Genomic DNA, 23,600 nt, shown 5'->3' with positions numbered 1-23,600 from the left:
CCTTCTGACCGGAGCGGCACCCGCTCGTGCGCAGGCGGTGGGGTGACGGATCATCCTCAGACCGGCTGCACCTTCCCGGTCATGCCATGCGGATCGATGACGTACTTCGTCGCCGCACCGGAATCGAACTTCTGATAGCCGGCCGGGGCATCATCCAGGGAGATCGCCACGGCATTCACCGCGTCCGCGATCTGCACCTTGTCGTGCAGGATCGCCTGCATCAGCTGCCGGTGATACTTCATCACCGGGCACTGGCCCGTGGTGAAGGACAGCGCCTTCGCCCAACCCAGGCCGAGCCGCAACGAGAGCGAGCCCTCCTGCGAGGCCTCGTCCACGCCGCCCGGGTCGCCGGTGACGTACAGGCCCGGGATGCCCAGCGCACCGCCCGCGCGGGTGACGTCCATCAGCGTGTTCAGCACCGTCGCCGGCGCCTCCTGCGCATCCTTGCCGTGGCCGCGGGCCTCGAAGCCCACCGCATCCACGCCGGCGTCGACCTCCTCACGGCCCAGGATCCGTGCGATGCCCTCGCGCGCGTCCTCCTTGGACACGTCGATCGTCTCGCAGCCGAACTTCGCCGCATTGGCCAGCCGTTCCTCGTTCATGTCCGCCATGATCACCACGGAGGCGCCCAGCAGCTGGGCACCCACGGCCGCGGCCGTGCCCACCGGGCCCGCGCCCGCGATGTACACCGAGGAGCCCGGTCCGACCCCTGCGGAGACGGCCCCGTGGAAGCCGGTGGGAAAGATGTCCGAGAGCATCGTCAGGTCCAGGATCTTCTCCATTGCCTGGTCCTTGTCCGGGAACTTCAACAGATTCCAGTCCGCGTAGGGCACCAGCACGTACTCGGCCTGGCCACCCACCCAGCCGCCCATGTCCACGTAGCCGTAGGCGCTGCCCGGGCGATCCGGGTTCACGTTCAGGCAGATCTCGGTGCGGCGGTTCTTGCACATCTCGCAGCGTCCGCAGGAGATGTTGAAGGGCACCGAGACCAGGTCGCCCTTCTTGATGAACTCGACGCCTGGCCCGGTGTCGATCACCTCGCCGGTGATCTCGTGCCCGAGCACCAGGTCCACCGGAGCGGTGGTGCGACCGCGGACCATGTGCTGGTCGGAGCCGCAGATGTTCGTGGTCACGACCTTGAGGATCGCCGCGTGGGGGAGCTGGCGGCCCACGTTGTCGGGGTTCACCCCGGGCCGTCCTTCAGCTCATAGGTCGGATAGTCGATGTCGATGACCTCGACCTTGCCGGTTCCCTTGTAAGCGATCGCGCGATTGCTGGACATCGATGAGCCTCCTTGCTCCGGGCGACCCGCGATGCACCGCGCATCCGTCGTCGAGCCGCACCAGCCCAATCCTGTGTGTGCTGGGTCACGAAGTCAACCATCCGCCCAGGCCTCACATGGACGTCAGGTAAGCCCCGCGCGCCGTGCTGACCTGCTCGAACCAGCGCGTCAGGCACTCTTCGTCAGACGCAGCACCCACTCCTCCGGGCCGCTCACGAGGTACTTCACATCGATGTCACCGTCGTAGCGTTCCTCGGCCTGAGCGAGCAGCGGCTTCGGATCATGCGGGGCCACGAGATCCATCGCGAAGCCCGGACGGATCGCATCCAACGCACCGAACACCGCGGCATGGCGGATCGCGTGCGGGATCGCACTGGCGTTCAGCCGAGGCACCTCCGCCTCGTGATCGCTGCAGGTGCACTGATGGCCATCCGAGGAGGGCTGGCCCGGGAAGGGAAGGTTCTGTGTCATCGACCCATCACACCCCAGGCCGCGCCGCCTTGGCCAGGACCAAGGCCCCGCGCCGCTGCTTACTCCTCAGACCAGCGAGATCTCCCGGCCGGCCGCTGCCGATTCGTAGATCGCCTCGAGGATCCGCACGATCTCGACCCCATGCCACGCCGGGGCGACAGACTCGGCCCGACCCAGCGACGCATCCACGAAGTTCTGGATCTCGTTGGCGAAGCCCGTGCCGAACTCGAAGGTGCGCGAGCCGATCTGCGGCTCGATGTTCACCACCGAATCGTGCATCTCGGTGGCGATGTGGAGCGCGGGCTCGAGCACCGCACCCCCTTCTCGCCGTACACCGATACGTCGATCGAGTCCTTCGTGGCGTGCAGCGAGTACGAGCAGTCCAGCAGCAGCGACGCGCCGTTCTCGAAGCGGATCACGGCGTTCGCGAGGTCCTCGACCGTGTTGAGCGCCGGGTCGTAGTCCGCGGCCTTGTAGCGCGGCATCGTGGTGATGTTCCCGCGGCTGCCGAGCTTGTCGTAGGTGTTGCCGCTGACAGAGACCACCTTCGGGCTGCCCATCAGGTACCAGCACAGGTCCAGCACATGGATGCCGATGTCCAGCAGCGGCCCGCCGCCGGAGATCTCCTTGTTCGCGAACCAACCGCCGGGGTTGCCCGCCCGGCGCATGCAGCTGGCCTTGGCGTAGTAGATCTCGCCCAGCTCATCCGCGTCGATGAACGACTTCAGCACCTGGCAGTTCGGGGAATGGCGGCGCACGAAGCCGACCTGCACCACCGGTCGCTCGCCTCGACGATCCGCTGGATCTCCTCCGCCTCTTCGAGCGTGCGCGCGATCGGCTTCTCCACCAGCACGTGCTTGCCCGCCTGGACTGCGGCGATCGCCCAGGAGGCGTGGGAGTTGTTCCAGGTGCAGATGGAAACGCCGTCGATCTCGGCGTCCGCGAGCAGCTCGTGCGGATCCGCGTAGGCGCGCTTCGCTCCGAACTGATCGGCCACCGACTGCGCCCGCTCGAGGTTCATGTCGGCGACCGCGATCAGCTCGACGTCGGGGTTCTTCGAATAGGCGGTGAGATGGGACTGGGCGATGCTTCCGGCGCCGATGACGCCGACTCGGAACTTCGTCATGGGGTTCTCTTTCACGTCGTGGGGGAGGGGTCAGGCGAACAGGCTCTTGGCGTAGGCGATGCCGCGCTCGCATCCGAGCAGGCAGTCCTCCCAGCCCTCGAACTCGATCGCCGCGTAGCCGGTGAAGTCGGATTCAGTGATCGCGCGGGCGACAGCGCGCAGGTCGATGTCGCCGTTGCCCACCACGGCGCCGCGCAGGTGCTTCCCGCCGCGGCTGCGGAACCAGCCCGCGCCCGGCGCTGCGTCGGCCGGTCGGATGTAGAAGTCCTTGAAGTGCACGACCATCGCGTACGGCAGGTTCTGGGCGACGGACACCTCGGCAGCCTCGTCCACGCACACGAAGTTGCCCACGTCGAGGGTGGTGAGGAAGTTCGGCTCGTCGACGGCGTGGATGATCCGGCGCACGCGCTCGGCGGACTGCACGAAGAAGCCGTGGTTCTCGAGGCTGGTGGTGATGCCCTTGGTCGCGGCGTACTGCGCGATCTCCTTGCTCGCGGCGACGATCGAGGGCAGGACCTGCTCGAACAGCGGAGTGTCGTCCCCCTCGTGGCCTCTGTGCGGCACCACGTCGTGGCGCATCCGGGTGATCCCGAGCCGCTCGGCGAGGTCGACGTACTTCTTCACCCGCTCGATCTGCTTCGGGTCCCCGTCGGAGAGATCCGCGCCGATGGCGAGGTTGGTGAGCGGCACTCCGGCGGCCTCCGCGGCGGTACGGATCTGGTCGACGTAGGCGGGGTCGGAGGCGATGTTCGGGATCGGGGAGTCGGCGTCGTCGCCGAGGACGGCGAGCTCGAGATGCTCCCCCTCGCTCGCGGCGATCCATTCGATGACCTGGGGCAGCGTCATCTCTCCGGTGGAGAGCTTGGAATGGAAGCTGTAGGAGCTGAAGCCGAAGGTGATGTCGGCGGTCATGGCGGTCCTTCGCGATCGGAGGTGCGGACTGGGCGGGGGTGAAGTCGTCACGTCTGGGTGGTCGGAAGGTGGTCCCAGGGGGCGGGGACCTCGGGGACCCCGAAGAGCTGCACGGATCCGTGCGCGAAGGCGAGGCCGAGCGCGCCGACCAGCACGCCGTCGGTGGTCAGGCGTGCGCCGACCACTTCCGGGGCGTGCCCCGTCATGAGCAGACCGCCGAGCGCCCGACGCAGCGGATCCAGGAGCGTGGCCCCGGCCCGGGAGAGGCCGCCGCCGACCACGACACGCTCGGGGTCGAGCGTGAGCAGCACGGTGGCCAGGCGCGGCGCGATCTGGGCGCAGAAATCTGCGATCTCGCGCTGGGCGTCGGCGTCACCGTGCGCGGCGCGCTCCAGCAGCGGTTTCGCCTCGTCCCCGGTGGACCACGTCAGGCGGCCGCGCCTCGAGCTCTCCGTCCAGCGCATCCCGCGCTGGCTGCCGAGCTCGCCGGCCAGGCGGTGGGCACCCTGCAGGATCTTCCCGTCGAGGATCGCCGCGACGGAGATCCGGTTGCCGAGCTGCACGAACAGCATGCTCTCCGCTTCGCCCCCGAGGTGGTGCTCCGCGAGCGCGGCGAGCTTGATGTCGTTCTCCACGACCACCGGGCAGCCCAGGCGCTGCGAGAGCTCTCCGGCGAGGTCGACGTCGATGAGCTCGGGAACCGCCAGGCTCTGTGCGATACGGCCGTCGGGCCCGAGGATGCCGGGAGCGGCGATGCCGAGGGCGCCCGGGGTGGTCCCGGCCTCCCGCACCGCCCGCTCGAGCGCGTCGAGCGGATCGGAGCCCGTGAGGGGGTGGAGGCCTGGGCGACGAGTCGGCCGGAGGCGTCGGTGACCAGGCATCGCACGGAACGGGCCCCGATATCCAGTGCCGCGACGGTCGAGACCTCGGGGTCGAAGACGAAGCGGCGAGCGGGTCGGCCGGCGGCTCCGGAGATCGCGGTCGGGGCGGGCACGACGGCACCGGCGCCGCCGAGGTCGTGCAGCACGGCGTCGACGGTCGGACGCGACAGCCCGGTCGCGGCAGCGAGCTCGCCGACGGTGAGCGCGGAGCCCGCCCCCGCAGCACCAGGAGGCAGTCGCGAGCATTGGCCTGGCGCACCGCAGATGCTGTGGTCATCAGTCCGCCTCGTGCTCGCCGTCATCGACCCGGGACGATTTGGTAACCGGGTTGCACAATGTGCATCGCCAGTGTGGCGGCTCAAGGGCGGGGGCGTCAACCGTGGGGACCCGAGCGCAGTGGGAGGATCGGAGGATGCAGACGCCATTGGAGCACACCTACGCCGCTGCCGTCCCCGAGCTGTCCGTGCCCTGGCCGGCCGAGAAGCCTCCCCGGCCCGAGATCGTCTGGCTGAACGAGGAGCTCGCCCGCGAGCTCGGGTACGACCCCCAGCAGCTGCGCAGCGAGGACGGCATCGCGCTGCTGACTGGACAGATCGATGGCACCGTCGCGCAGGCCTATGCAGGCCACCAGTTCGGCACCCCGAACCCGCAGCTAGGGGACGGCCGCGCCGTGCTGCTGGGCGAACGCGTGGACCCCGCAGGGCGCCGCCACGACCTGCACCTCAAAGGCGCCGGCCGCACACCCTTCGCCCGCGGCGGGGACGGGAAGGCACCGCTGGGGCCGATGCTCCGCGAGGCCGTCATCGGCGAATGGCTCCATGCCCTCGGCGTGCCCACCACCCGCGCCCTGGCCGTGGTCTCCACCGGAGAGCAGATCGCCCCGCGCCAGGGCGTCACCCCCGAACCCGGAGCGCTGCTGCTGCGAGTCGCGGCGAGCCATCTGCGGGTGGGGACCTTTGAGCACGCCGCCTGGCACCTGGATCCCGAGGTGCGCGAGCGGCTCGTGGAGTACACGCTCACGCGGCACCACCCTTCCGCCGACGGGCCGCTGGCCCTGCTCGACGCGGTGACGGGTGCGCAGGCGGAGCTCGTCGCGCAGTGGATGCTGGCCGGGTTCGTCCACGGCGTGATGAACACCGACAACATGGCGCTCTCCGGCGAGGGCATCGACTACGGGCCCTGCGCCGTGCTGGACGAGCACCGCCGCGGCGCGGTGTTCAGCTCGATCGACCGCGGGGGCCGCTACGCCTACGGCAACCAGCCCGGCATCGCCCTGTGGAACCTCTCCCGCTTCGCGGAGACGCTCGTCGAGCTGATCGATCCGGGCCAGCCCAACTCTGCCGTCGACGCGGCGACCGAGGTGCTCGAAGGTTTCGAAGCCCGCTACCTCGAGGCGCACGCACGCGGCCTCGCGCGGAAGCTGGGCATCCCATCCGCCAGCAGCGAGGAGGTCCGGGGGCTCGGCGATGATCTGTTCGTTCTGCTCGAGCAGCAGACGGTGGACCACACGATGTTCTTCCGGGCGCTCGCCGAAGGGGGAGCGGAAGGCCTGTTCAACGAATCCGACCCGTATCGGGCGTGGGTGAGCCGCCTCGAGCCGCTGCGCGGAGGGGACGGGCAGGCAGATGACGCTGCAGCTGCCATGCTGAACGCGAATCCGATCTACATCCCCCGCAATGTGCACCTCGACGCCGCCCTGCGCGCCGCTCACCTGGGCGATCTCGAACCGGTGAGGGTGCTGCTCGACGCTGTGAGCGACCCCTTCACCCGGCGCACCGGCCTCGAGCACCTCGAGGGGCCCGGGAACGGCGGGGAGCACTTCCTGACTTTCTGCGGCACCTGAGCTGCGGCACAGTCGCCACCCCGCCTCGCTGCCCGACCCCCGCCCCCGCTCTGCCCTCGCATGGGTAGTCCTCCCCATTCCTTTCCCGGCTCTCCCCAGCAAGAATCAGGCAAATCATCGAGTTGCCATGCCACGGGGGTGCCATGTTCTGGGGTGCTGACACCACACAGCTGACCGCGTTCGGAAGCGACGCCAGTGGCCGCGCGAGCGCCCTCGAAGGGCGCTGCGGCACCCTGGGGGCGCTCATCGGCAGCGTGACCTGGGCGGGGCAGGACGCTGACGAATTCCGCGCCCGCTGGGAGCAGACGTCCCGGATGATGCTCACGGTCAGCGAAGAGCTCGGCCGGCGATCCGAGCAGGCCCGCCAGCATGCTGAAGAGCAGGATCAGGCGAGTACGCCAGGTGGCGGAGAGGGTGCTGGCGAGGACGGCGCGGGTGATGGCAGGGCCCCCGTTCCGCGCCCCGCGGAGGATGCGGAACCCCGGTCGAGCACCACGATGACATCCCCGAAGTACTCAGCGACGAGGAGTACCAGGAACTCGCAGACCTGCTCGCCGAGGCGAACGGAAACGGCAACTGGTGGGAGGTCTGGCGGAACGACGGCGACGCCGCTGCCGATCTCGCGGAGAAGCTGCAGGGGCTCTCCCCGGCGCAGCTCGATGATTTCCTGAACCGCAGCTCGACCGAAGACCTCACCGGCTTCGCCGATGCGCTGCGTCAGGATGGCCGCGACGGCGGATGGTTCTCCTCCGGGGACGACTGGAACTACATCGAGACCTGGTCCGATCTGCTGAGGAGCGCGGACCCTGCATTGCGGGACAAGATTCACGGGGCCTTCCCTGAATCGCAGCCCGATACGACGACGTACAAGGATGACGAGGAGCGTGGTCGTGTCGTCAATGGCTCTTTCGAGTACGCGACCCCTGGGGACGCTGAGCTCTTCACGGATGCGGAGGTCCAGCAGCGGATCCTCGATCAGTATCGCCAGAACCGCACCGACAACCCGGGCGCCGACGAGACCGGGTACGAGCCGTGGATGGACGTGAACCAGCAGGGCTACGGCGACTGCTGGATGCTCGCGAATCTCACCGCCGTCGTGTACGACGATCCCTCGTGGCCGCAGGAGCATGTGGTCCACAACGGTGATGGCACGGTGACCGTGACGCTGTACGACGCGGATGGCAATCCGCGGGACATCACGGTCACCGATGATCTGCCGGCTCGGGGAATGGCGGCTATCAGGGTGCCTATGGCGGGCCTGATGGTGCCGGCTTCGGAGACGGTGACGCCTCTGCGCTGTGGCCTGCCTATGTCGAGAAGGCCATGGCCGCGTCGTTCCAGGATGACTCCAGCTATGATCCCGGTCAGTACGAGGTGATCGTCGGCGGGTCGGAAGAGGCGGCTCCGTACTTCCAGCCCGGCGGAGCTGCGGAGTCCGTGGAGCTCCCCGACATCGGGTCGCGATTCGACAGCAGCGGTGACCCGGTAGTGGTCTCCACACCGAGCTCGGACGACTCTTCGGAGGCGGCCAAGTCGGATCCGAACTACGTCTCCAGCCACCAGTACGTCCTCACCGACTCCTACACCGTCGACGGCCAGACATACTATGAATTCCATAACCCGCACGGCATGGGTGCGACACCGCTGGTCCTCACGCCGGACGAGTTCGATGACTATTTCCGGGCTGCGCGCACCTATTGATCTCGCGGCGCCCCGCCTCCCTCCGAGGGATGGAGCCAAGGACACAGGCAGGAGCGTCATGCGACGTAGAGACCTCACCGCTGCTCTGCTGGTGCTGACGCTGGGAGCCTGCGCCGGCCGAGATGAGCGGCCCGAAACCGATCCCATCCCCGAGGAGACCGACGTGCCCTGTCCCGACACCTATGACCACGAGCTGATCGAGGACTCGATCGGGCCGACGCCCGAGCTGCCGCAGACCGCGACCGGCGCCGCGATCGAACTGCGCATCAACGTCCTGGACCGCGCCGCGGAACCCCGGTTGTCAATCTCTCCTGGCAGACGGTCCCTGCCAGCGACCTGCCCGGCAGTGACCGGACGTTCATGAAGCAGCAGGTCGGGGATGTGATCGACATCGATGGAGTGAAGCTCGAGATCACCGGGATCTGCGCAGGCCGGGTCACTTTCGACCGCTCCGCCTGAGCGTTCGATCGGTCGGGACCGCGCCGGGCCACGGTGTTACGGTCGAACGACAGGCGAGCGAGGCACTGCGAGGCAGTTCGAGACAGCACAGACATCGTTGCCTCCGCGGGTCCGCTGCTCGCCGTCGACCGCACGACGGAAGGAGAAGTACCATGACGAACGCTCTCGAGAACCGGAAGATCCTCCTGCTCACGACCAACTTCGGCACGGAGACGGATGAGATCCAGCGCCCCCTGAAGGAACTGCGTGAGGCTGGCGCGACTGTCACCGTCGCAGCACCTGAGGCGGGCACCGTGCAGACCATGGCGCTCGACAAGGAGTTCGACGCGGAGGTCCCTGTCGACGTCACCCGATTCCGTGAAGGCTGCGGACTTCGACGCGCTGGTGCTGCCCGGCGGCACCCTCAACGCCGACGCTCTGCGCGCCGACGAGACCGCGCAGTTCCTGGCCCGCTCCTTCGCGGCCGACGGCAAGCCCATCGCCGCGATCTGCCACGCACCGTGGCTGCTGGTCGAGACCGGCCTGGCCGACGGTCGCGAGCTCACCTCGGTCCCCACCATCCGCACCGACCTCACCAACGCAGGCGGACTATGGGCCGACGAGGAGGTGGTGGTCGACGACTCCGGCGGCTTCCGCCTCATCACCTCGCGCAGCCCCGATGACCTCGACGCCTTCAACGCGGCGATCATCAACGCCCTCAGCTGACCGGAATCGAGGAGGAACAGCCATGACCCAGCCGCAGAATCCCGCAGAAGATCCCGAGCTCGATGGGCTCGCAGTCGAGGAGGAGCGCGAAGAGGTGAGCATCGATGACGCCCTCGAAACCGATCGGGTCGTCGCCGAGGGGCCCGATTCCCGCAACGCCGACGGCTACGGCTTCGACTCGGACCGCGACCGCGGTGGTGACGAGTCCACCGCAGCTGAGCAGGGCAACCGCGACGAGGACCGCATGGAGGCCGAGACCGCCGAGCAGGAGCTTCCCGAGGTCTGAGGGTCAGCCGGCCAGGGCGGCGAGGATCCTCTCGTCGACCCGGTGCCGGGCCCCCAGGTGCTCGCCCACGTCGTAGGAGAACGACGAGTAGGTCAAGGTGCCGCCCTCGTCGATCAGGGCCGTCGCGCTCGGGCGATCGGTGAGTTCCGCGAGCCAGGTCAGCGCCCGATGATCGGCCATGGCCTGCGCGAAGACGCGGTGGCGCAGCGAGAGCCAGGGTGTGCCGTCGGGCCCGGGGTAGACGGCGAAGGCGTCCCCGCCGAAGAAGGCCCCGCCCGCGCAGGTTTCCTCGAAGGGGTCGATCGGCCGCAGCGAGAACTGCGACCACCAGAAGTTGTATCCCCAGTGCAGGAAGCCGGGGGCGTCATGCGTGAACAGCTGCCGACCCAGCACTCGATTGCGCACCGAGGGCAGGGCGATGAAGCGGTTCGAGACGTCCCGTGTCTGGCCGACGCAGTAGTACACCCACGGCCGCCTGCCCGCCTCGAGGAAGGGGCCGACGTGATCGGTCGCGACGATCGGGGTGTCCACCACGCCCTGTTCGGCGAACTCGAGCGAGCTCATCGCATCGACCACCTGGGCACCGTCGAGCAGATCTTCGACCTGCGCCTTCGCCGCCCGGTACTGCTCGAGATGGTTCTCGTGCGGCTCATCGGAGATGTGCCACAGCACCTGCCCGTCCCAGTGTTCTGCGAGGTGGGCGCGCAGGGCCGGGATCAGCGTCTCCAGCAGTCGGCGGTAGGCGGGGAGGTCGCTGCGACGTGCCAGCCGAAGCGGTGCTCGAGGCCGGCGGCGGTCTCCACCTGGATCGCGGGCGTGTGTTCGGCGCCCCACTGGGTGAACAGGTGCGCGATCTCGATGCCGGTGAAGTCCAGATCGCGGCAGATCCCCAGCCAGCGGTCCAGCTGAGAGAAGTCGAGCGTGTACTGCCCCGCCTCCTCGCGGATCCCGATCAGCTGCACGAATGGGCGGGTGTGGCCCTCGGCGGTGTCGAGCGGCGGGGTCCAGGTGGGGGTGAGCACCGAGTTCACGTCCATCGCCCGCGCGGAGGCGAGGAAGGACTCGATCAGCTCCCAGTGCCGCTGTGAGAACACCTCGACGTCGTAGTAGGTGGAGAGGCTGTCGGCGTGGAACCAGTGGGTGTTGGTGATGCTCAGCGGTGGCAGGTGGTGGGGGTGGATGCGCAGCTGGGCGGCGTGCTGGGCGAGCTGTCGCCCGTCCTCGTCGCTCACGATGATCGTCAGCGTGTGGTCGCCCGCATCGGTTTCCGACTCGCCGGTCACGTCGATCCACACCGCCTCCCAGAGGCCGGGTGCGAGGTGTAGAGAGGCGTCGTCGAGCGGCTCGAGCAGGTCGGGGTATTCACCGGGCTCGGTGACCAGGTAGTGCTCGTCGGCGTTCTCGGGAGCGGGGGAGGAGACGGGGACGCGGCGCACGGCGTGAACCCGGGCGCGGCCTGCGAGGGCGCCGCCGAGGCGGATCTGGATCTCGCCGGGGTCGTCCCCTTCGTCGAGGCGGAGCGCGATCTGCAGGGACAGCACCTCCCCGAGGAATCCGGAGGCATGGGCGCCGCCGATCAGCTCAGCCGGGCGCGGCGCGGAGTCGCCGAACACCTTCTCCAGGGAATCGGTCAGGACGGACTGCACGGGTACTCCTCATCGAGCGCGGGGTGGCGGACCGCCCACCATCCTGGCACGTCGGCCCCTCATCCGTCCTCCGCATCGGGCACCCATTCCAGCAGGTCGCCCGGCTGGCACTCGAGCACCTCGCACATCGCCTCGAGGGTGCTGAAGCGCACCGCCTTGGCGCGCCCGTTCTTCAGCACCGCGACGTTGGCCGGGGAGATCCCCACGCGCTCCGCGAACTCGCCCACCGAGAGCTTCCGCCGGGCCAGCTCGACATCGATCCGCACGATGATCGGCATCAGATCACCGCCTCCATCTCCTGGCGCAGCACCGTGGCCTGCACCAGCAGGGAGCGCATCACTCCCATCAGCAGGCCCATGCCGACGCCGGTGATCGCGCCCAGCAGCAGCATCAGCGTCCAGGCAGCCGGACCGCCGACGGTGAAGGACTGGTAGATGAGCGTGGCCAGGCAGACCCCGCTCGCGGCGAGGAACGCCGCGATGATGCCGTCCACCCAGCGCAGCGAGGAGCGGGAGAACACCTCGCCGCGGCGGGTGACGCCGAGCAGGCGCAGCGTGCACACGATCGCGACCTCGACGCAGAGCAGCCCCGCGACCGCGAGGCCCAGGATCGGCCAGCGCATGTGAGCCTCGGCGGGCAGCTCGGCGGCGAACATCCCGGAGAGCCAGGGCAGCACGGCGAGCTGCAGGACGGCAGTGACCAGCAGGGTCAGAACCAGCAGGATGCGGAGGACGTCGACGGTGAGGCGAGAGAACATGCATCGATTTTCAGCATGGACCTATCGATTGTCAATAGGGGTGGGCGGCGTCGTTTATTCCGTTGCCCTCCGCCCGGGCCCGTCCTACGGTGGTGGGACACAGGGAAGGAGGTGATCCGAGAGTTGAATTCTTATCGGACATGTGAGGTGGCTCGCCGCTGAGGCGTCCCCCGGACTCCGCAGCGAATACCACCGAGCTGCCCGGACCCGCAGGTGGTCGGACATCGTCCTCCCGACCAGCGCAGATGCGCAGCCTGCGGGTCCGCCCCTGCCCGGGGGCACGCACTACCCTCGAGGCATGACGCACCCCTCCCAGTACGGACCGGTCGAGCTGATCTCCGCGAGCATCGACGACGATGCCGTGGTGTGGGCGGATCCGCCCACGGCCGACACCCCGATCGTGATCCTGCTGCACGGCCTGGGCAGTCACGAGGACGATCTCGCCGGGCTCGTCCCTTTCCTGCCCTCCGCCTTCACCTACGCCTCCCTGCGCGGCATCTACCGCTACGTGCAGGGCTACGCCTGGTTCGAGATGCCCGTGGACCCGGCAGATCCCGCGTCCGTTGAGGCCTCCGCTGCGGCGATCGAGCACTGGATCGCCGCGCAGAGCGCGCCCGTCGTCGGCGCGATCGGCTTCTCCCAGGGCGGCCTGCTCGCCCTCCAGCTGCTGCGCCGCGACGCACGCGCCCTGGACTTCGTCGTGAATCTCTCCGGCCGTCCGTTCCCCGCGCCGATGCCGGGCGACGTCGCACTGGCCGAGGTGTGCCCGCCCGCGCTGTGGGGACACGGCGGCCTGGATCCGCTGTTCGACGGGGAGGCCGAAGGGCAGGTGCGCGGATTCATGAGCGCCCACACCCGTCTCGAGGAGGAGCGGCGGCCGCAGCTCGGCCACGCCGTGGACGAGGTCGAGCTGCGGGCGATCGCGGCGTTCCTGCAGCGACGGGCCGACGAGGTCTGAGGGGTGCTGCACACCGTCTCCCGCACCCAGGGAACGGGTTGTACCATTTCGTCATCGCCGTCCGAGAGTCGGAGCGGCGCATGAGGAGCACCAGGAGATCATGAGCGCCGCCAGCGACGCCCCCAGTGACAGTCCCGGGCCTTCGGGCCTGCGCATAGATACTTCACTCGGGGGATCCGTCCATGGACCTGATCGGTCCCCTTGTCTCTTTGGCGGTCGGCCTCGTGCTCGTCGCCGCCTGCGGCGGGTTCGTCGCCGCAGAGTTCGCTCTGATCACCGCCAACCGCAATGAGGTGGAGGCGGCCGCCGCCTCCGGCGACAAGCGAGCGGTCGGTGTCCTGCGGGGCATGAAGACCCTCTCCACGCAGCTCTCCGGAGCGCAGCTGGGGATCACGGTCACCAACCTCGGCATCGGCTTCCTCGCCGAACCCGCGATCGCCGCCCTCATCGGCCCGCTCCTGGTGGACATGGGCCTGGGAACGGTCGCCGCCCGTTCCGTCTCGGTGGTCATCGCCCTGGTGCTCGCCACCGGTGTCACCATGATCTTCGGCGAGCTGGTGCCCAAGAACCTCGCGATCGCGGAGCCGCTGCGCACCGCCCGCTACGTCGTCGGCTTCCAGCGGCTGTTCACCACGGTCCTCGGCCTCCCGATCCGCCTGTTCAACGGCAACGCCAACGCCGTGGTGCGCGCGCTCGGTGTCGAACCGCAGGAGGAGCTCAGCTCCGCCCGCAGCGCCGATGAGCTGTCCGTGCTGGTCAAGCGCTCCGCGGATGAGGGTGCGCTCGCCGAGGAGACCGCATCGCTGGTCCAGCGCACCCTCGCCTTCGGCGACCGTCGCGCTCACGACGCGATGGTGCCGCGCGGCCGGATGGACTCCCTCGAGGTGGACCAGTCCGTGGCCGACCTGCTCGAGCTGGCCCGCGTGACCGGCCATTCGCGCTTCCCGGTGCTGGACGACGAGAACGAGATCGTCGGCGTCGCACACATCCGTCACGGCCTGGCCGTCCCCTTCGAGGAGCGTCCCACCATCCGTGTGGACGCCGTGATGGGCAGTGCGACGTTCGTGCCGGACACGGTGCCGCTGGATGATCTGATGGACACCCTGCGAGGAGGCGGCCTGCAGATGGCCGTGGTGGTCGACGAGTTCGGCGACCACGCCGGGCTGATCACCCTCGAGGACCTGGTGGAGGAGATCGTCGGCGAGGTGCGCGACGAGCACGACGAGGAGATGGATGACACCCCGAGGCCGACGGCTCCTGGGACCTCGACGCACGGATGCGGCCCGACGAGGCCAGCGAGCGCCTCGGCGTCACTGTGCCCGAGCACGAGGACTACGACACCCTCGGCGGGCTGATCACGATGGAGCTGGGCAGGCTCGCGGAGGTCGGGGATGAAGTCCTCGTGGACACCGACCCCGCCCCCGGCGAGAACCCCGCACGCCTGCGGATCGAGGTCACCGAGGTGGACGGCATGCGCATCGAGACCGTGCACGTGAAGGTCGAGCCCGCCGCCGCGGACGACTCCGAGGACGAAGAGAGCGAGGAGCACCGATGAGCACCGCGACCGGACTCACCCTGACCCTGGTCCTGCTGATCCTCAACGCCTTCTTCGTAGGCGCGGAGTTCGCACTGATCTCCGCGCGCCGGTCGATCATCGAGCCCAAGGCCCTCGAGGGGAAGTGGGCCGCGAAGGTCACCATCTCCGCGATGGAGCAGGTCTCGCTGATGATGGCCGGCGCGCAGATGGGCATCACCGTGTGCTCGCTCGCGCTCGGCGCGATCAGCGAGCCCGCGATCGCGCATCTGCTCGCGGTGCCCTTCGAGGCGATCGGAGTGCCGGCCGCGCTCGTGCACCCGATCTCCTTCGTGATCGCCCTGGCTCTGGTCACCTACCTCCACGTCGTCTTCGGCGAGATGGTGCCCAAGAACATCGCCCTGGCCGGACCGGAGCGGATGGCACTGGTGCTGGCACCGATGCTGATGGGCGTGGTCACCCTGATCAAGCCCGTGCTGTGGCTGCTGAACTCCTGCGGCAACCTCGTGCTGCGCATGATGGGCGTGACCCCGAAGGCCGAGGTGACCAGCGCCTTCACCCGCAACGAGGTGGCGGCGATGGTCAGCGAGTCCCGCGAGGGCGGACTGCTCGAGGACAACGACGAGGCGCTCCTGCTGGGCGCGCTGCGCTTCGAGGCCCGCAGCGTCGCCAACCTGGTGATCCCGCTGGAGCAGGTCGCCTCCCTCCCCGAGGGGGTCACTGCCGCCCAGGCCGAGGCCGCCGCCGTCGAGGGGTTCTCCCGGTTCCCGGTGAAGGCGGCCGATAGCACGCTCACCGGCTACGTCCACATCAAGGACCTGCTGGACTCGGTGCAGGAGAAGCGCGAGCACCCGATCCCCGCCGAGCGCATCCGCGCCCTTCCCGTGATCAGGGCCGATGAGCCGCTGCGCCAGGCGCTCACCGTCATGCAGGACTCGGGCGCCCACCTGGGTGCGGCGACCGACGAGGGCGGTGTCGTGATCGGAATCGTCACCCTCGAGGACATGCTCGAGGAGCTCGTGGGCCAGATCCGGGACGACTCCCGCATCGCCGCGTGATCCGATGACGAGCATCCCCGGCCCCCAGGAGAACCTCTGGACCGCCGCCGTGCGGCAGCACCCCGACCATGCGCAGGGGTATGCCGAGCGGTGGCGCCGGATCGAGGCATCCGGCAAGGACATCCACGGCGAGGCCCGGCTGATCGACGCCATGGCCCCGCGACGCGCCCGGATCCTCGACGCCGGCTGCGGCACCGGGAGGCTCGGCGGGCATCTCGCCCGCGCCGGCCACCGGGTGGTGGGCGTGGACCTCGACCCCAGCTGATCGAGGTGGCCCGCGACGACCATCCCCAGGCGCACTGGGAGGTCGGGAACCTCGCCACCCTCGACCTGCGCGAGAGCGATGGTGCGCGGCGGCTGTTCGACCTCCAGCTGTGCGCCGGCAACGTGCTCACCTTCCTCGCGGGAGATGAGCGCAGGCCCGCCCTGGCCCGTCTCGCCGAACACCTCGCGCCCGAAGGCCGGCTGGTCGTCGGCTTCGGACTCGATCGCGGGTACGAGATCGCCCATTTCGAGGCCGACGCCGCCGCGGGCGGTCTGGCGCTGCAGCAGCGCTTCTCCAGCTGGGAGCTGCACCCTGCGGGAAGCGACTTCCTGGTGGGGATCCTGACCCGCGTCTGAGGCCGGGGTGATCGAGCCGCTCTCCCGTACGATGGCTGCTGCGCAGATCGTCCGTCGCGCTCATCCCCCTTTTTTGTCGAGGAGCCTATGTGCCGATCTCGCTGCGCCGCCGCCGGTGGGCGCTCTACGCGCTTTTCCTGCTGCCCGGCCTGAGCATGTCCGCCTGGGTCACCCGCACCCCCGCCGTGCGCGACCTGCTGGACGCCTCGACCGCCCAGATGGGCCTGGTCCTGTTCGGGCTCTCCGTCGGCTCGATGGCCGGGATCCTCTCCTCCGGTCCGCTGGTGATGCGGCTGGGGACCCGTCCGGTGGTCGCCGCAGGCTCGACGCTGATCGTGGTGGCGATGCCCGTCATCGCCGTCGGCGCGGCAAGCGGCATGCCGCTGGCGACCGCCTTCGGCCTGGCCCTGTTCGGGGCTGGGATGGGAGGCGGCGAGGTCGCCATGAACGTCGAGGGAGCCGACGTCGAGAGGCTCGGCGGGCGCCCCTTCCTGCCCGCGCTCCACGGCTGCTTCAGCCTCGGCACCGTGATCGGGGCGAGCCTGGGCATCCTCGCCAATGCGGTGCAGTTCTCGGTGGTCGCGCACCTGGTGCTGATCGCCGTGGCGGGTGCGGGGCTCCTGCTGTGGGCGCTGCGCGCGATCCCCTCCGGCGTCGGCCTGTTCACCGCGGCCGAGCGCGCCGAGCAGGCCGCGACTCCGCGCCCCGCGCTGTGGAAGGACACCCGCCTGGTGCTCATCGGCGGGATCGTGCTCGCGATGGCGCTCGCCGAGGGCACCGCCAACGACTGGCTGCCGCTGATCATGGTCGACGGGCACGGCTTCGGCGCGACCATGGGCTCGACCGTCTTCGCGCTCTTCGCCGCCTCCATGACGATCGGCCGCTTCTGCGGCGGACCGATCGTGGCCCGGGTGGGACGCGCCCGGGTGCTCATGGTCAGCGCCCTGTTCGCCGCGGTGGGTCTGGCGCTGATCTCCTTCGTGGACAGCCAGCCGGTCGCCGTCGCCGCCGTGGTGCTGTGGGGCCTCGGCGCCTCGCTCGGCTTCCCGCTCGCGCTCTCGGCCGCCGGGGACTCCGGCCCGAACCCCGCTGCCCGCGTCGCCCTGGCCTCGACCATCGGCTACCTCGCCTTCCTGGTGGGCCCGCCCACTCTCGGGCTGCTCGGGGAGCAGGTGGGGCTGCGCGCCGCCCTGGTGGTGCCGCTCGCCGTGGTGCTGATGGGCGTGGCTCTCGCTCCCGCGGCCGCACAGCGCGACGACGAGCAGCTCACCCCGTACGAGCCGGTCACCGACGACGCGCGGTGAGGGCATGAGCGTGCAGGATGGGCCCATGAGCCCTGTCGCCGACTCCCGCTGGCGCGTGCTCCCGCTCGGCAGAGCGGCCACTCTGCGCCGAGCTGCCGGCGAGGGGCTGCTGTTCGCGCTCGTCGGCCTGGCCGGGCTCTTCGTGGCCGCCGTGCTCAGCGCGGTGATCATCGGGGAGGTGTTCCCCGAGACCGCAGTGGAGACCACCATCGACCTGGTCGTCCGCGCCTCCCTCGTCGGCATTCTGGTGCTCGGGGCGCTCGGCCTGCTCGTGCTCGGGCTGCTCGACTCCCTCCATGGGCCGCTGTGCGCCCGTGCGCTGGCGGCGGCGCGTCTCCGCGGCACCCCTGCGACGTCCGTGCCGATCCCGACTCAATGGAAGGCGGCGCAGGAGAACAGCGCAGGGAGATACAAGCGCATCGCCATCATGCTGCTCGCGATCCTCGGGATCAGCTACCTGATCCTCGTCGCCTCCATGCTCGGGTCGGGGCTCGACGCCGTGGACCTGGGGATCCTCGTCGGAGGAGGGCTGCTGCTGGCACTGATCTGGGCGGGGATCCCCCTGACGGGGAAGATGCTCCCCGGTGGCAGGCGCGACTCTCGGAGCAGCTTCCCGAGCACTGGACCCAGGCGCATCGGATCGTCGCCGCTGGGCGCGAGCTCACCGAAGAGGACATCGCCGCCGCGCGCGCCGCTGCAGAGGAGCCCTGGTCCGACCCCGGCCACGGGGTGCGGACCCTCAGCGGTGCTCTGGCAGCGATCATCGCAATCGCCTCCATGACATGCGTGATGCTCTTCGAGTTCGTGCTGGTCATCGCCTACCCGAAGACCACCCGCCTCGGGAACAGGCAGCTGGGAGACCGGAGGGACCTCGCACCCGAGACCGAGCACCTGGTGGATCTGCTGACGATGGCGAGCGGGGTCGTGGCCGTCGTCGGCGCCCTCGCCGTCGCCGGCGCGGTGGTCTGCACGACCATCCTCCGACGGCTGGAGCATCGCACGCTGCGCCGCGCGCTCGCGGAGCCCGACGCCATGCCGCCGCCCCACCCCTGCTCCGCCGCGCGATGGCACCCACCTCGCTGATGATCCTGAAGGTGCTCTTCGCATTCTGCGGGGCCGGCGCCGCGCTCGGCATCGCCCTCTGGTTCGTCGATGCCGTGGCCGATCATCCTGACTGGGACCACTACGCCGGGGCCGGGCCGGAGCTGCGGGCGGCCGGTGAGCTCGGGCCCTGGATCGTGCTGGGGACGCTCATCGTGATGCTGCTGGGGATCCTGGTCTCGAGTGCGCTCGACGCCCGGGATCAGGTTCTGCGGGACGAGCTGGTCCAGCGCTGGCCGGTGCGGCCGCGGAACGAGGTCTGAGATGCGCGCCCTGCGCGTTCCTGCGTGAATGGATCCGCACCTCGCTGGTCTCGCGCATCCCGGGGTGACCCGTGCCACCTTCGCGCGGGGATCCTCCTCCCTCCCGACGTCCCGGTTACGGTGAGCCCAGCACATCGACGTGTCCCCGGTGCACCGCCACCGGGCCCGGAGCAAGGGGCACCCAATGAACGCTGATCTTCCGATCCCGCCGCCGCGGCAGCCAGCCGCTGTCCCCGTCTTCTTCATCTCCGACTCCACCGGCATCAGCGCCGAGACCATGGGCAATGCACTCCTGCTGCAGTTCCCCTCGGTCCCCTTCGAACGCCGCCTGATCCCCTTCGTGCGCACCGTCGAGGAGGCCCGCGAGGTGCGCGCCGACCTCGATGCCGCGATGGACGGCGAGGTCGCACCGCTGGTCTTCCTCACCGTGGTCGACGAGGCGGTGCGAGAGGAGCTGCGCGCCACGAAGGCACCGGTCATCGACTTCGTCACCAGCCATCTCACCCAGCTCGAGCAGCGGCTAGGCGTCTCCGGCGACCACGCGCCCGCACGCCTGCACGGCGTCGGCGACTCCCGCCGCTACAACCGGCGCATGCAGGCCGTGGAGTTCGCGATCGAGCACGACGACGGCCAGTCGGTGCGCGCGATCGAGAAGGCGGACATCGTGCTGATCGCACCCTCCCGCTGCGGGAAGACCCCCACCAGCATGTACCTCGCGCTGATGCACGGGATCTTCGTGGCGAACTATCCGCTGGTGGACGAGGAGCTCGCCGGGGAGGTGCTGCCGCAGTCGATCGCCGCGGTCGCCGATCGCTGCTTCGGGCTGCTCATCTCGCCGCAGCGGCTCACCGCCGTGCGCAGCGAGCGCCTGCCGGACTCCCGCTACGCCTCCCTCGAACAGACCCGCTGGGAGCTGTCACGGGCCCGCCGCGTCTACGACGTGCACGGGATTCCGTTCGTCGACTCCTCGAGCAAGTCCGTCGAGGAGATGTCCACCCTGATCCTCCAATCGCTCGCCCGCCGCGGGACCACCACCCGCTGAGCACCCCACCCCCGAAGGAGCACGCAATGACGCAGAGCATCCGCTGGTTCTCCGAACTCGGCATGGCCGATCTCGACCAGGTCGGAGGCAAGAACGCCTCCCTCGGCGAGATGGTCTCGCACCTGACCCGCCTCGGCGTGCAGGTACCGGACGGCTTCGCCACCACCTCCGAGGTGTATCGCGAGTTTCTCGGCGCCACCGGCCTCGCCGAGCGGATCGATCAGCGGCTGACCGCGCTGGACACCGACGACACGATCGCGCTCGCCGAAGCGGGCAGGGAGATCCGGGAGCTGGTGATCGCCCAGCCGTTCCCCCGCAGCTCGAGAGCGACATCCGGGTCGCCTACGAGCAGCTCGCCGCCGGCAGCGGCGCCGAGGCCTCCTTCGCGGTGCGCTCCTCGGCGACCGCGGAGGACCTGCCCGACGCCTCCTTCGCCGGGCAGCAGGAGACCTTCCTGAACGTGCGCGGCATCGACGACGTGCTGCTCGCGATCCGGGAGGTGTTCGCCTCCCTGTACAACGACCGCGCGATCGCCTACCGCGTCCACCACGACTTCGAGCACGCCGAGGTGGCGCTCTCCGCCGGGGTGCAGAAGATGGTCCGCTCCGATCTGGGATCCAGCGGCGTCATGTTCACCGTCGACACCGAATCCGGCTTCGACCAGGCCGTGTTCATCACCTCCGCCTACGGGCTGGGGGAGGGCGTGGTGCAGGGCGCAGTCAACCCGGACGAGTTCTACGTGTACAAGCCCGGGCTGCGCGAGGACCGCCCCGCGATCCTCAAGCGCCAGGTCGGGGAGAAGGCCACGAAGATGGTCTACACCGAGGACACCACGGTGGGCCGCACCACCCGGTTCATCGACGTCGCACCCGCCGACCGCACCCGCCTGTCACTGACCGACCAGCAGGTCACAGACCTCGCCCGCCAGGCGCTCCTGATCGAGGAGCACTACGGGCGCCCGATGGACATCGAGTGGGGCCTCGACGGGATCGACGGGAGCCTGTACATCCTCCAGGCCCGGCCCGAGACCGTGCAGTCCCGCGCCGGGAACACCGTCGAGAAGCACCTCCTGACCTCGCGCGGGCCCGTCCGCGTCGAGGGCCGGGCGATCGGCGCGAAGATCGGTGCGGGCCCGGTGCGGGTGCTCACGGAGGTCGACCGCATGCACGAGTTCGTGCCCGGCGAGGTCCTGGTGGCCGATATGACCGACCCCGACTGGGAACCGATCATGAAGCGTGCGAGCGCGATCGTGACCAACCGCGGCGGCCGCACCTGCCATGCCGCGATCATCGCCCGCGAGCTCGGGATCCCCGCGGTGGTGGGCACCGGCACGGCCACCGAGGAGCTCCGCGATGGGGACGAGGTCACCGTCTCCGCCGCCGAGGGCGACACCGGCTACGTCTACGAGGGCCTGCTGGACTTCACCGTCTCCTCCTCCGAGGTCGACGCAATGCCGCCGCTGCCCACGAAGATCATGATGAACGTGGGAAACCCCGAGCAGGCCTTCGGCTTCTCACGCCTGCCCCACGCCGGCGTGGGCCTGGCCCGCCTGGAGTTCATCATCAACCGCCAGGTCGGCATCCACCCCCGCGCGCTGCTCGAGCTGGACCGCCTCGAGACCGACGAGCCGGAGATCGCCGCGCAGGTGCGGGAGAAGATCGCCGCCTACGACTCCCCGCGCGACTACTTCATCCAGCGTGTCGCCGAAGGGGTCGCCACCATCGCTGCGGCCTTCGCTCCGGAGCCTGTGATCGTGCGGATGAGCGACTTCAAGTCCAACGAGTACGCGAACCTGCTGGCAGGAACGTTGTTCGAGCCCGACGAGGAGAACCCGATGATCGGGTACCGCGGCGCGAGCCGCTACCTCTCGGAGGACTTCGCGGACTGCTTCGCGCTGGAGTGCGAAGCGCTGCGCTTCGTGCGCGAGGACATGGGCCTGGACAACGTGAAGCTCATGATCCCCTTCGTGCGCACCCCCGCCGAGGGCAAAGGCGTGATCGACCTGCTGGCCGCCCACGGGCTGGTGCGCGGGGAGAAGGGGCTGGAGGTGATCATGATGTGCGAGATCCCCTCCAACGCCGCGACGCCGGAGCTGTTCCTCGAGCACTTCGACGGCTTCTCGATCGGCTCGAACGACATGACCCAGCTGACCTTGGGCCTGGATCGCGACTCGGCCCTGGTCGCGGGTGCCTTCGACGAGCGGGACCCGGCGGTGAAGTTCATGCTCTCCCGGGCCATCGAGGCCTGCCGCGACGCAGGCAAGTACGTGGGGATCTGCGGGCAGGGCCCCTCCGACCACCCGGATCTCGCCGAATGGCTGCTGGACCAGGGCATCGCCTCGATGTCGCTGAACCCGGACACCGTCGTGGACACCTGGCTGCGGCTGGCGAAGCAGGGCTGATCGACGTGCTGGCGAGGGACGAGCCGGCAGGAGAGCAGCGAGTCGGGCAGGGCTGCTCGGGGGCCGCGCCGAGCGCCGTCAGGCGCGGTCCTCGTCCTCCATCACCGGCATCTCCCCGGTGCGGGTGGCGTGGCTGCCGCCGCTGGGCTGGGAGGTGACGGTGGTGAGTGAGCACGAAGGCGCAGTCCTCGAGCGCCTCGACCGCGTGGCGGAAGTGGGTGAGGGCCTCGAAGTCCCCGGCGCGCAGCTCCGCCTCCTCCTGCCCGGTCACGCGCAGGCTGCCGCGCACCACCTGGATCGAGGCGGCGGGCGGGGAGTTGTGCTCGGGCAGGCGCTCACCGCGGCGGAGGGCGATGACGCTCTGGCGCAGCGGGCCGTCGTGGACCAGGAGCTCCGCGTGGCGCCCGTTCTCGGCGGCGCGGGCCTGGTTCATGGCCTGGGTGATCGCATCGGGCAGGGCAGGCATGGGGTCCTCCTTCTCGGGGCGGCGTGGATCCCTTCCCAGTATCGGTCAGGCGCTGCTGCGGCGCTGGCGAATCCGCGAAGGACGGGGAGGCCGCCCTTCACCGGCCGTGCGCTCGACATCGTGCTCGCGACGGAGGCGTCTCCCGGCCCGAGCCATGCCTGGTCGGCGATTCACACCCTGCCGGGTGCCGAGCGTTCGAGGGTCTGTCCCCGTAGGGTGAGGAGCAGCGTCACGACGGCACCGATCCCGATCAGCATCGGTCAGGCCGCACCCGCCGTCAATAGTGCGCTGAATGTGGTGAGGGGCAGTATGAGAAGGAGAAGTGCGGCAACGGCCGAAGCGATAGCGGTCACTGCGGCGGTCCTGCGCTCGGGCCCTCATGCGGATCAGACCGATGCCGGCCGGAGAAGCTGTGCGGTGTTACCTTCGGCTCGCCTCCCTCGACGAGAAGATCGGCAACTCACAGGGGTCATGCCGCTCCCAGGACGCTCAAGGCAGCCGTAGCGCGCGCGCCATCGCCTTCGCGGCTTCAGCGAGGACGAACACGCCGACCGCGAACACGAGTACCAATCCCCATTCGACCGCCCCTATCGGAGTGGAGTCGAACAGCGAATTCATGAACGGAGCGAAGACGAAGACGATCTGCAGAACCACGAGCGCAGCCGCCGCCCCGTTACCTTCTTTGTAGCCCCGGTTCCACGGGATCGGGGTGGCTGGCCTGTCGGGCCCGGCATGACTCTTGCCCCCAGTCGTTGATGATCCGGGGGTGTTGTCACCGGGCCT

24 protein-coding genes and 4 pseudogenes are annotated in these 23,600 nt (G+C 69.5%); 16 read left to right on the top strand and 12 right to left on the bottom strand.

Features of this window, described 5'->3' with window-relative positions:
• Positions 1-56: 56 nt before the first annotated feature.
• The 7 genes and pseudogenes from fdhA to H3H54_RS18425 all read right to left on the bottom strand — a co-directional run bounded on the left by fdhA (position 57) and on the right by H3H54_RS18425 (position 4,582).
• Positions 57-1,282: pseudogene (fdhA, locus tag H3H54_RS18455) on the bottom strand (formaldehyde dehydrogenase, glutathione-independent).
• Positions 1,283-1,450: 168 nt separating this feature from the next.
• Positions 1,451-1,675 (bottom strand): DUF2249 domain-containing protein, encoded by a 225-nt coding sequence (locus H3H54_RS18450; RefSeq protein WP_262425002.1) that lies wholly within the window; start codon positions 1,673-1,675, stop codon positions 1,451-1,453.
• Positions 1,676-1,819: 144 nt separating this feature from the next.
• Positions 1,820-2,017 (bottom strand): Gfo/Idh/MocA family oxidoreductase, encoded by a 198-nt coding sequence (locus H3H54_RS18445; RefSeq protein ID WP_262425001.1) that lies wholly within the window; start codon positions 2,015-2,017, stop codon positions 1,820-1,822.
• On the bottom strand, positions 2,014-2,529 hold the full coding sequence (locus H3H54_RS18440; RefSeq protein WP_262425000.1) for a Gfo/Idh/MocA family protein: 516 nt from the start codon (positions 2,527-2,529) through the stop codon (positions 2,014-2,016). The genes H3H54_RS18445 and H3H54_RS18440 overlap by 4 nt, the downstream gene beginning before the upstream one ends.
• Complete coding sequence (locus H3H54_RS18435; protein WP_262424999.1) at positions 2,478-2,879, bottom strand: Gfo/Idh/MocA family protein; 402 nt, start codon at positions 2,877-2,879, stop codon at positions 2,478-2,480. Before H3H54_RS18435 ends, H3H54_RS18440 begins: the two co-directional genes overlap by 52 nt.
• A 30-nt stretch (positions 2,880-2,909) precedes the next feature.
• Entirely contained in the window at positions 2,910-3,791 is an 882-nt protein-coding gene (locus H3H54_RS18430; protein WP_262424998.1) for a sugar phosphate isomerase/epimerase, read from the bottom strand.
• Positions 3,792-3,838: 47 nt separating this feature from the next.
• Positions 3,839-4,582, bottom strand: coding sequence for an ROK family protein (locus tag H3H54_RS18425; RefSeq protein WP_262424997.1), 744 nt, complete (start codon positions 4,580-4,582; stop codon positions 3,839-3,841).
• 502 nt (positions 4,583-5,084) lie between these two features.
• Between H3H54_RS18425 and H3H54_RS18420 the strand changes: the two genes are divergently transcribed.
• Complete coding sequence (locus H3H54_RS18420) at positions 5,085-6,515, top strand: YdiU family protein (protein WP_262424996.1); 1,431 nt, start codon at positions 5,085-5,087, stop codon at positions 6,513-6,515.
• Between the two features lie 385 nt (positions 6,516-6,900).
• Here H3H54_RS18420 and H3H54_RS18415 read toward each other — a convergent pair whose 3' ends face one another.
• Entirely contained in the window at positions 6,901-7,653 is a 753-nt protein-coding gene (locus tag H3H54_RS18415) for a hypothetical protein (protein WP_262424995.1), read from the bottom strand.
• Between the two features lie 185 nt (positions 7,654-7,838).
• Here H3H54_RS18415 and H3H54_RS18410 point away from each other — a divergent pair, with 185 nt between their 5' ends.
• The 4 genes from H3H54_RS18410 (at position 7,839) to H3H54_RS18395 (ending at position 9,666) form a co-directional block, all read left to right on the top strand.
• Positions 7,839-8,216 carry a hypothetical protein gene (locus tag H3H54_RS18410; RefSeq protein WP_262424994.1) on the top strand — a complete coding sequence of 126 codons (378 nt, stop codon included), beginning with the start codon at positions 7,839-7,841 and terminating at the stop codon, positions 8,214-8,216.
• A 58-nt stretch (positions 8,217-8,274) separates the two neighbouring features.
• On the top strand, positions 8,275-8,580 hold the full coding sequence (locus tag H3H54_RS18405; protein ID WP_262424993.1) for a hypothetical protein: 306 nt from the start codon (positions 8,275-8,277) through the stop codon (positions 8,578-8,580).
• A gap of 452 nt (positions 8,581-9,032) precedes the next feature.
• On the top strand, positions 9,033-9,380 hold the full coding sequence (locus H3H54_RS19315) for a DJ-1/PfpI family protein (RefSeq protein WP_316249087.1): 348 nt from the start codon (positions 9,033-9,035) through the stop codon (positions 9,378-9,380).
• Positions 9,381-9,402: 22 nt separating this feature from the next.
• A complete protein-coding gene (locus H3H54_RS18395; RefSeq protein ID WP_262424992.1) occupies positions 9,403-9,666 on the top strand; it encodes a hypothetical protein in 264 nt (87 codons plus the stop codon).
• A gap of 3 nt (positions 9,667-9,669) precedes the next feature.
• Here H3H54_RS18395 and H3H54_RS19850 read toward each other — a convergent pair.
• The 3 genes and pseudogenes from H3H54_RS19850 to H3H54_RS18375 form a co-directional block, all read right to left on the bottom strand.
• Positions 9,670-10,760 (bottom strand): annotated as a pseudogene (locus H3H54_RS19850) (DUF4091 domain-containing protein).
• A 611-nt stretch (positions 10,761-11,371) separates the two neighbouring features.
• The gene (locus tag H3H54_RS18380) at positions 11,372-11,590 is read right to left on the bottom strand and encodes a helix-turn-helix transcriptional regulator (protein WP_262424989.1); all 219 of its coding nucleotides are present in this window, start codon (positions 11,588-11,590) and stop codon (positions 11,372-11,374) included.
• Positions 11,590-12,069 (bottom strand): DUF2975 domain-containing protein, encoded by a 480-nt coding sequence (locus H3H54_RS18375; protein ID WP_262424988.1) that lies wholly within the window; start codon positions 12,067-12,069, stop codon positions 11,590-11,592. The genes H3H54_RS18380 and H3H54_RS18375 overlap by 1 nt, the downstream gene beginning before the upstream one ends.
• A 298-nt stretch (positions 12,070-12,367) precedes the next feature.
• Here H3H54_RS18375 and H3H54_RS18370 point away from each other — a divergent pair, with 298 nt between their 5' ends.
• From H3H54_RS18370 to ppsA, 11 genes and pseudogenes are all read left to right on the top strand, one after another.
• The gene (locus tag H3H54_RS18370) at positions 12,368-13,027 is read left to right on the top strand and encodes an alpha/beta hydrolase (RefSeq protein WP_262424987.1); all 660 of its coding nucleotides are present in this window, start codon (positions 12,368-12,370) and stop codon (positions 13,025-13,027) included.
• 182 nt (positions 13,028-13,209) lie between these two features.
• A pseudogene (locus H3H54_RS18365) lies at positions 13,210-14,582 on the top strand (hemolysin family protein).
• Complete coding sequence (locus H3H54_RS18360; protein WP_262424986.1) at positions 14,579-15,619, top strand: hemolysin family protein; 1,041 nt, start codon at positions 14,579-14,581, stop codon at positions 15,617-15,619. The pseudogene H3H54_RS18365 and the gene H3H54_RS18360 overlap by 4 nt, the downstream one beginning before the upstream one ends.
• A gap of 4 nt (positions 15,620-15,623) precedes the next feature.
• On the top strand, positions 15,624-15,884 hold the full coding sequence (locus H3H54_RS19310) for a methyltransferase domain-containing protein (RefSeq protein ID WP_316249086.1): 261 nt from the start codon (positions 15,624-15,626) through the stop codon (positions 15,882-15,884).
• A 5-nt stretch (positions 15,885-15,889) separates the two neighbouring features.
• Positions 15,890-16,240, top strand: coding sequence for a hypothetical protein (locus tag H3H54_RS19305; protein ID WP_316249085.1), 351 nt, complete (start codon positions 15,890-15,892; stop codon positions 16,238-16,240).
• A gap of 89 nt (positions 16,241-16,329) precedes the next feature.
• Entirely contained in the window at positions 16,330-17,544 is a 1,215-nt protein-coding gene (locus tag H3H54_RS18350; RefSeq protein WP_262424985.1) for an MFS transporter, read from the top strand.
• Positions 17,545-17,569: 25 nt separating this feature from the next.
• Positions 17,570-18,325 (top strand): hypothetical protein, encoded by a 756-nt coding sequence (locus H3H54_RS18345; protein ID WP_262424984.1) that lies wholly within the window; start codon positions 17,570-17,572, stop codon positions 18,323-18,325.
• 8 nt (positions 18,326-18,333) lie between these two features.
• Positions 18,334-18,627 (top strand): hypothetical protein, encoded by a 294-nt coding sequence (locus H3H54_RS18340; RefSeq protein ID WP_262424983.1) that lies wholly within the window; start codon positions 18,334-18,336, stop codon positions 18,625-18,627.
• Positions 18,609-18,908, top strand: a complete 300-nt coding sequence (locus tag H3H54_RS18335; protein ID WP_262424982.1) for a hypothetical protein — start codon at positions 18,609-18,611, stop codon at positions 18,906-18,908. Before H3H54_RS18340 ends, H3H54_RS18335 begins: the two co-directional genes overlap by 19 nt.
• 184 nt (positions 18,909-19,092) lie before the next feature.
• On the top strand, positions 19,093-19,950 hold the full coding sequence (locus H3H54_RS18330; protein ID WP_262424981.1) for a pyruvate, water dikinase regulatory protein: 858 nt from the start codon (positions 19,093-19,095) through the stop codon (positions 19,948-19,950).
• Positions 19,951-19,976: 26 nt separating this feature from the next.
• Positions 19,977-22,351: pseudogene (gene ppsA / locus H3H54_RS18325) on the top strand (phosphoenolpyruvate synthase).
• A gap of 955 nt (positions 22,352-23,306) precedes the next feature.
• On the opposite strand, the gene H3H54_RS18320 reads toward ppsA, so the two are convergent.
• Positions 23,307-23,522 carry a cation transporting ATPase C-terminal domain-containing protein gene (locus tag H3H54_RS18320; RefSeq protein ID WP_262426536.1) on the bottom strand — a complete coding sequence of 72 codons (216 nt, stop codon included), beginning with the start codon at positions 23,520-23,522 and terminating at the stop codon, positions 23,307-23,309.
• Positions 23,523-23,600 lie beyond the last annotated feature (78 nt).

Source organism: Brachybacterium sp. Z12, from assembly GCF_014400405.1.
Classification (GTDB): Bacteria; Actinomycetota; Actinomycetes; order Actinomycetales; family Dermabacteraceae; genus Brachybacterium.
This window is presented reverse-complemented; position numbering and strand designations above follow the sequence as displayed.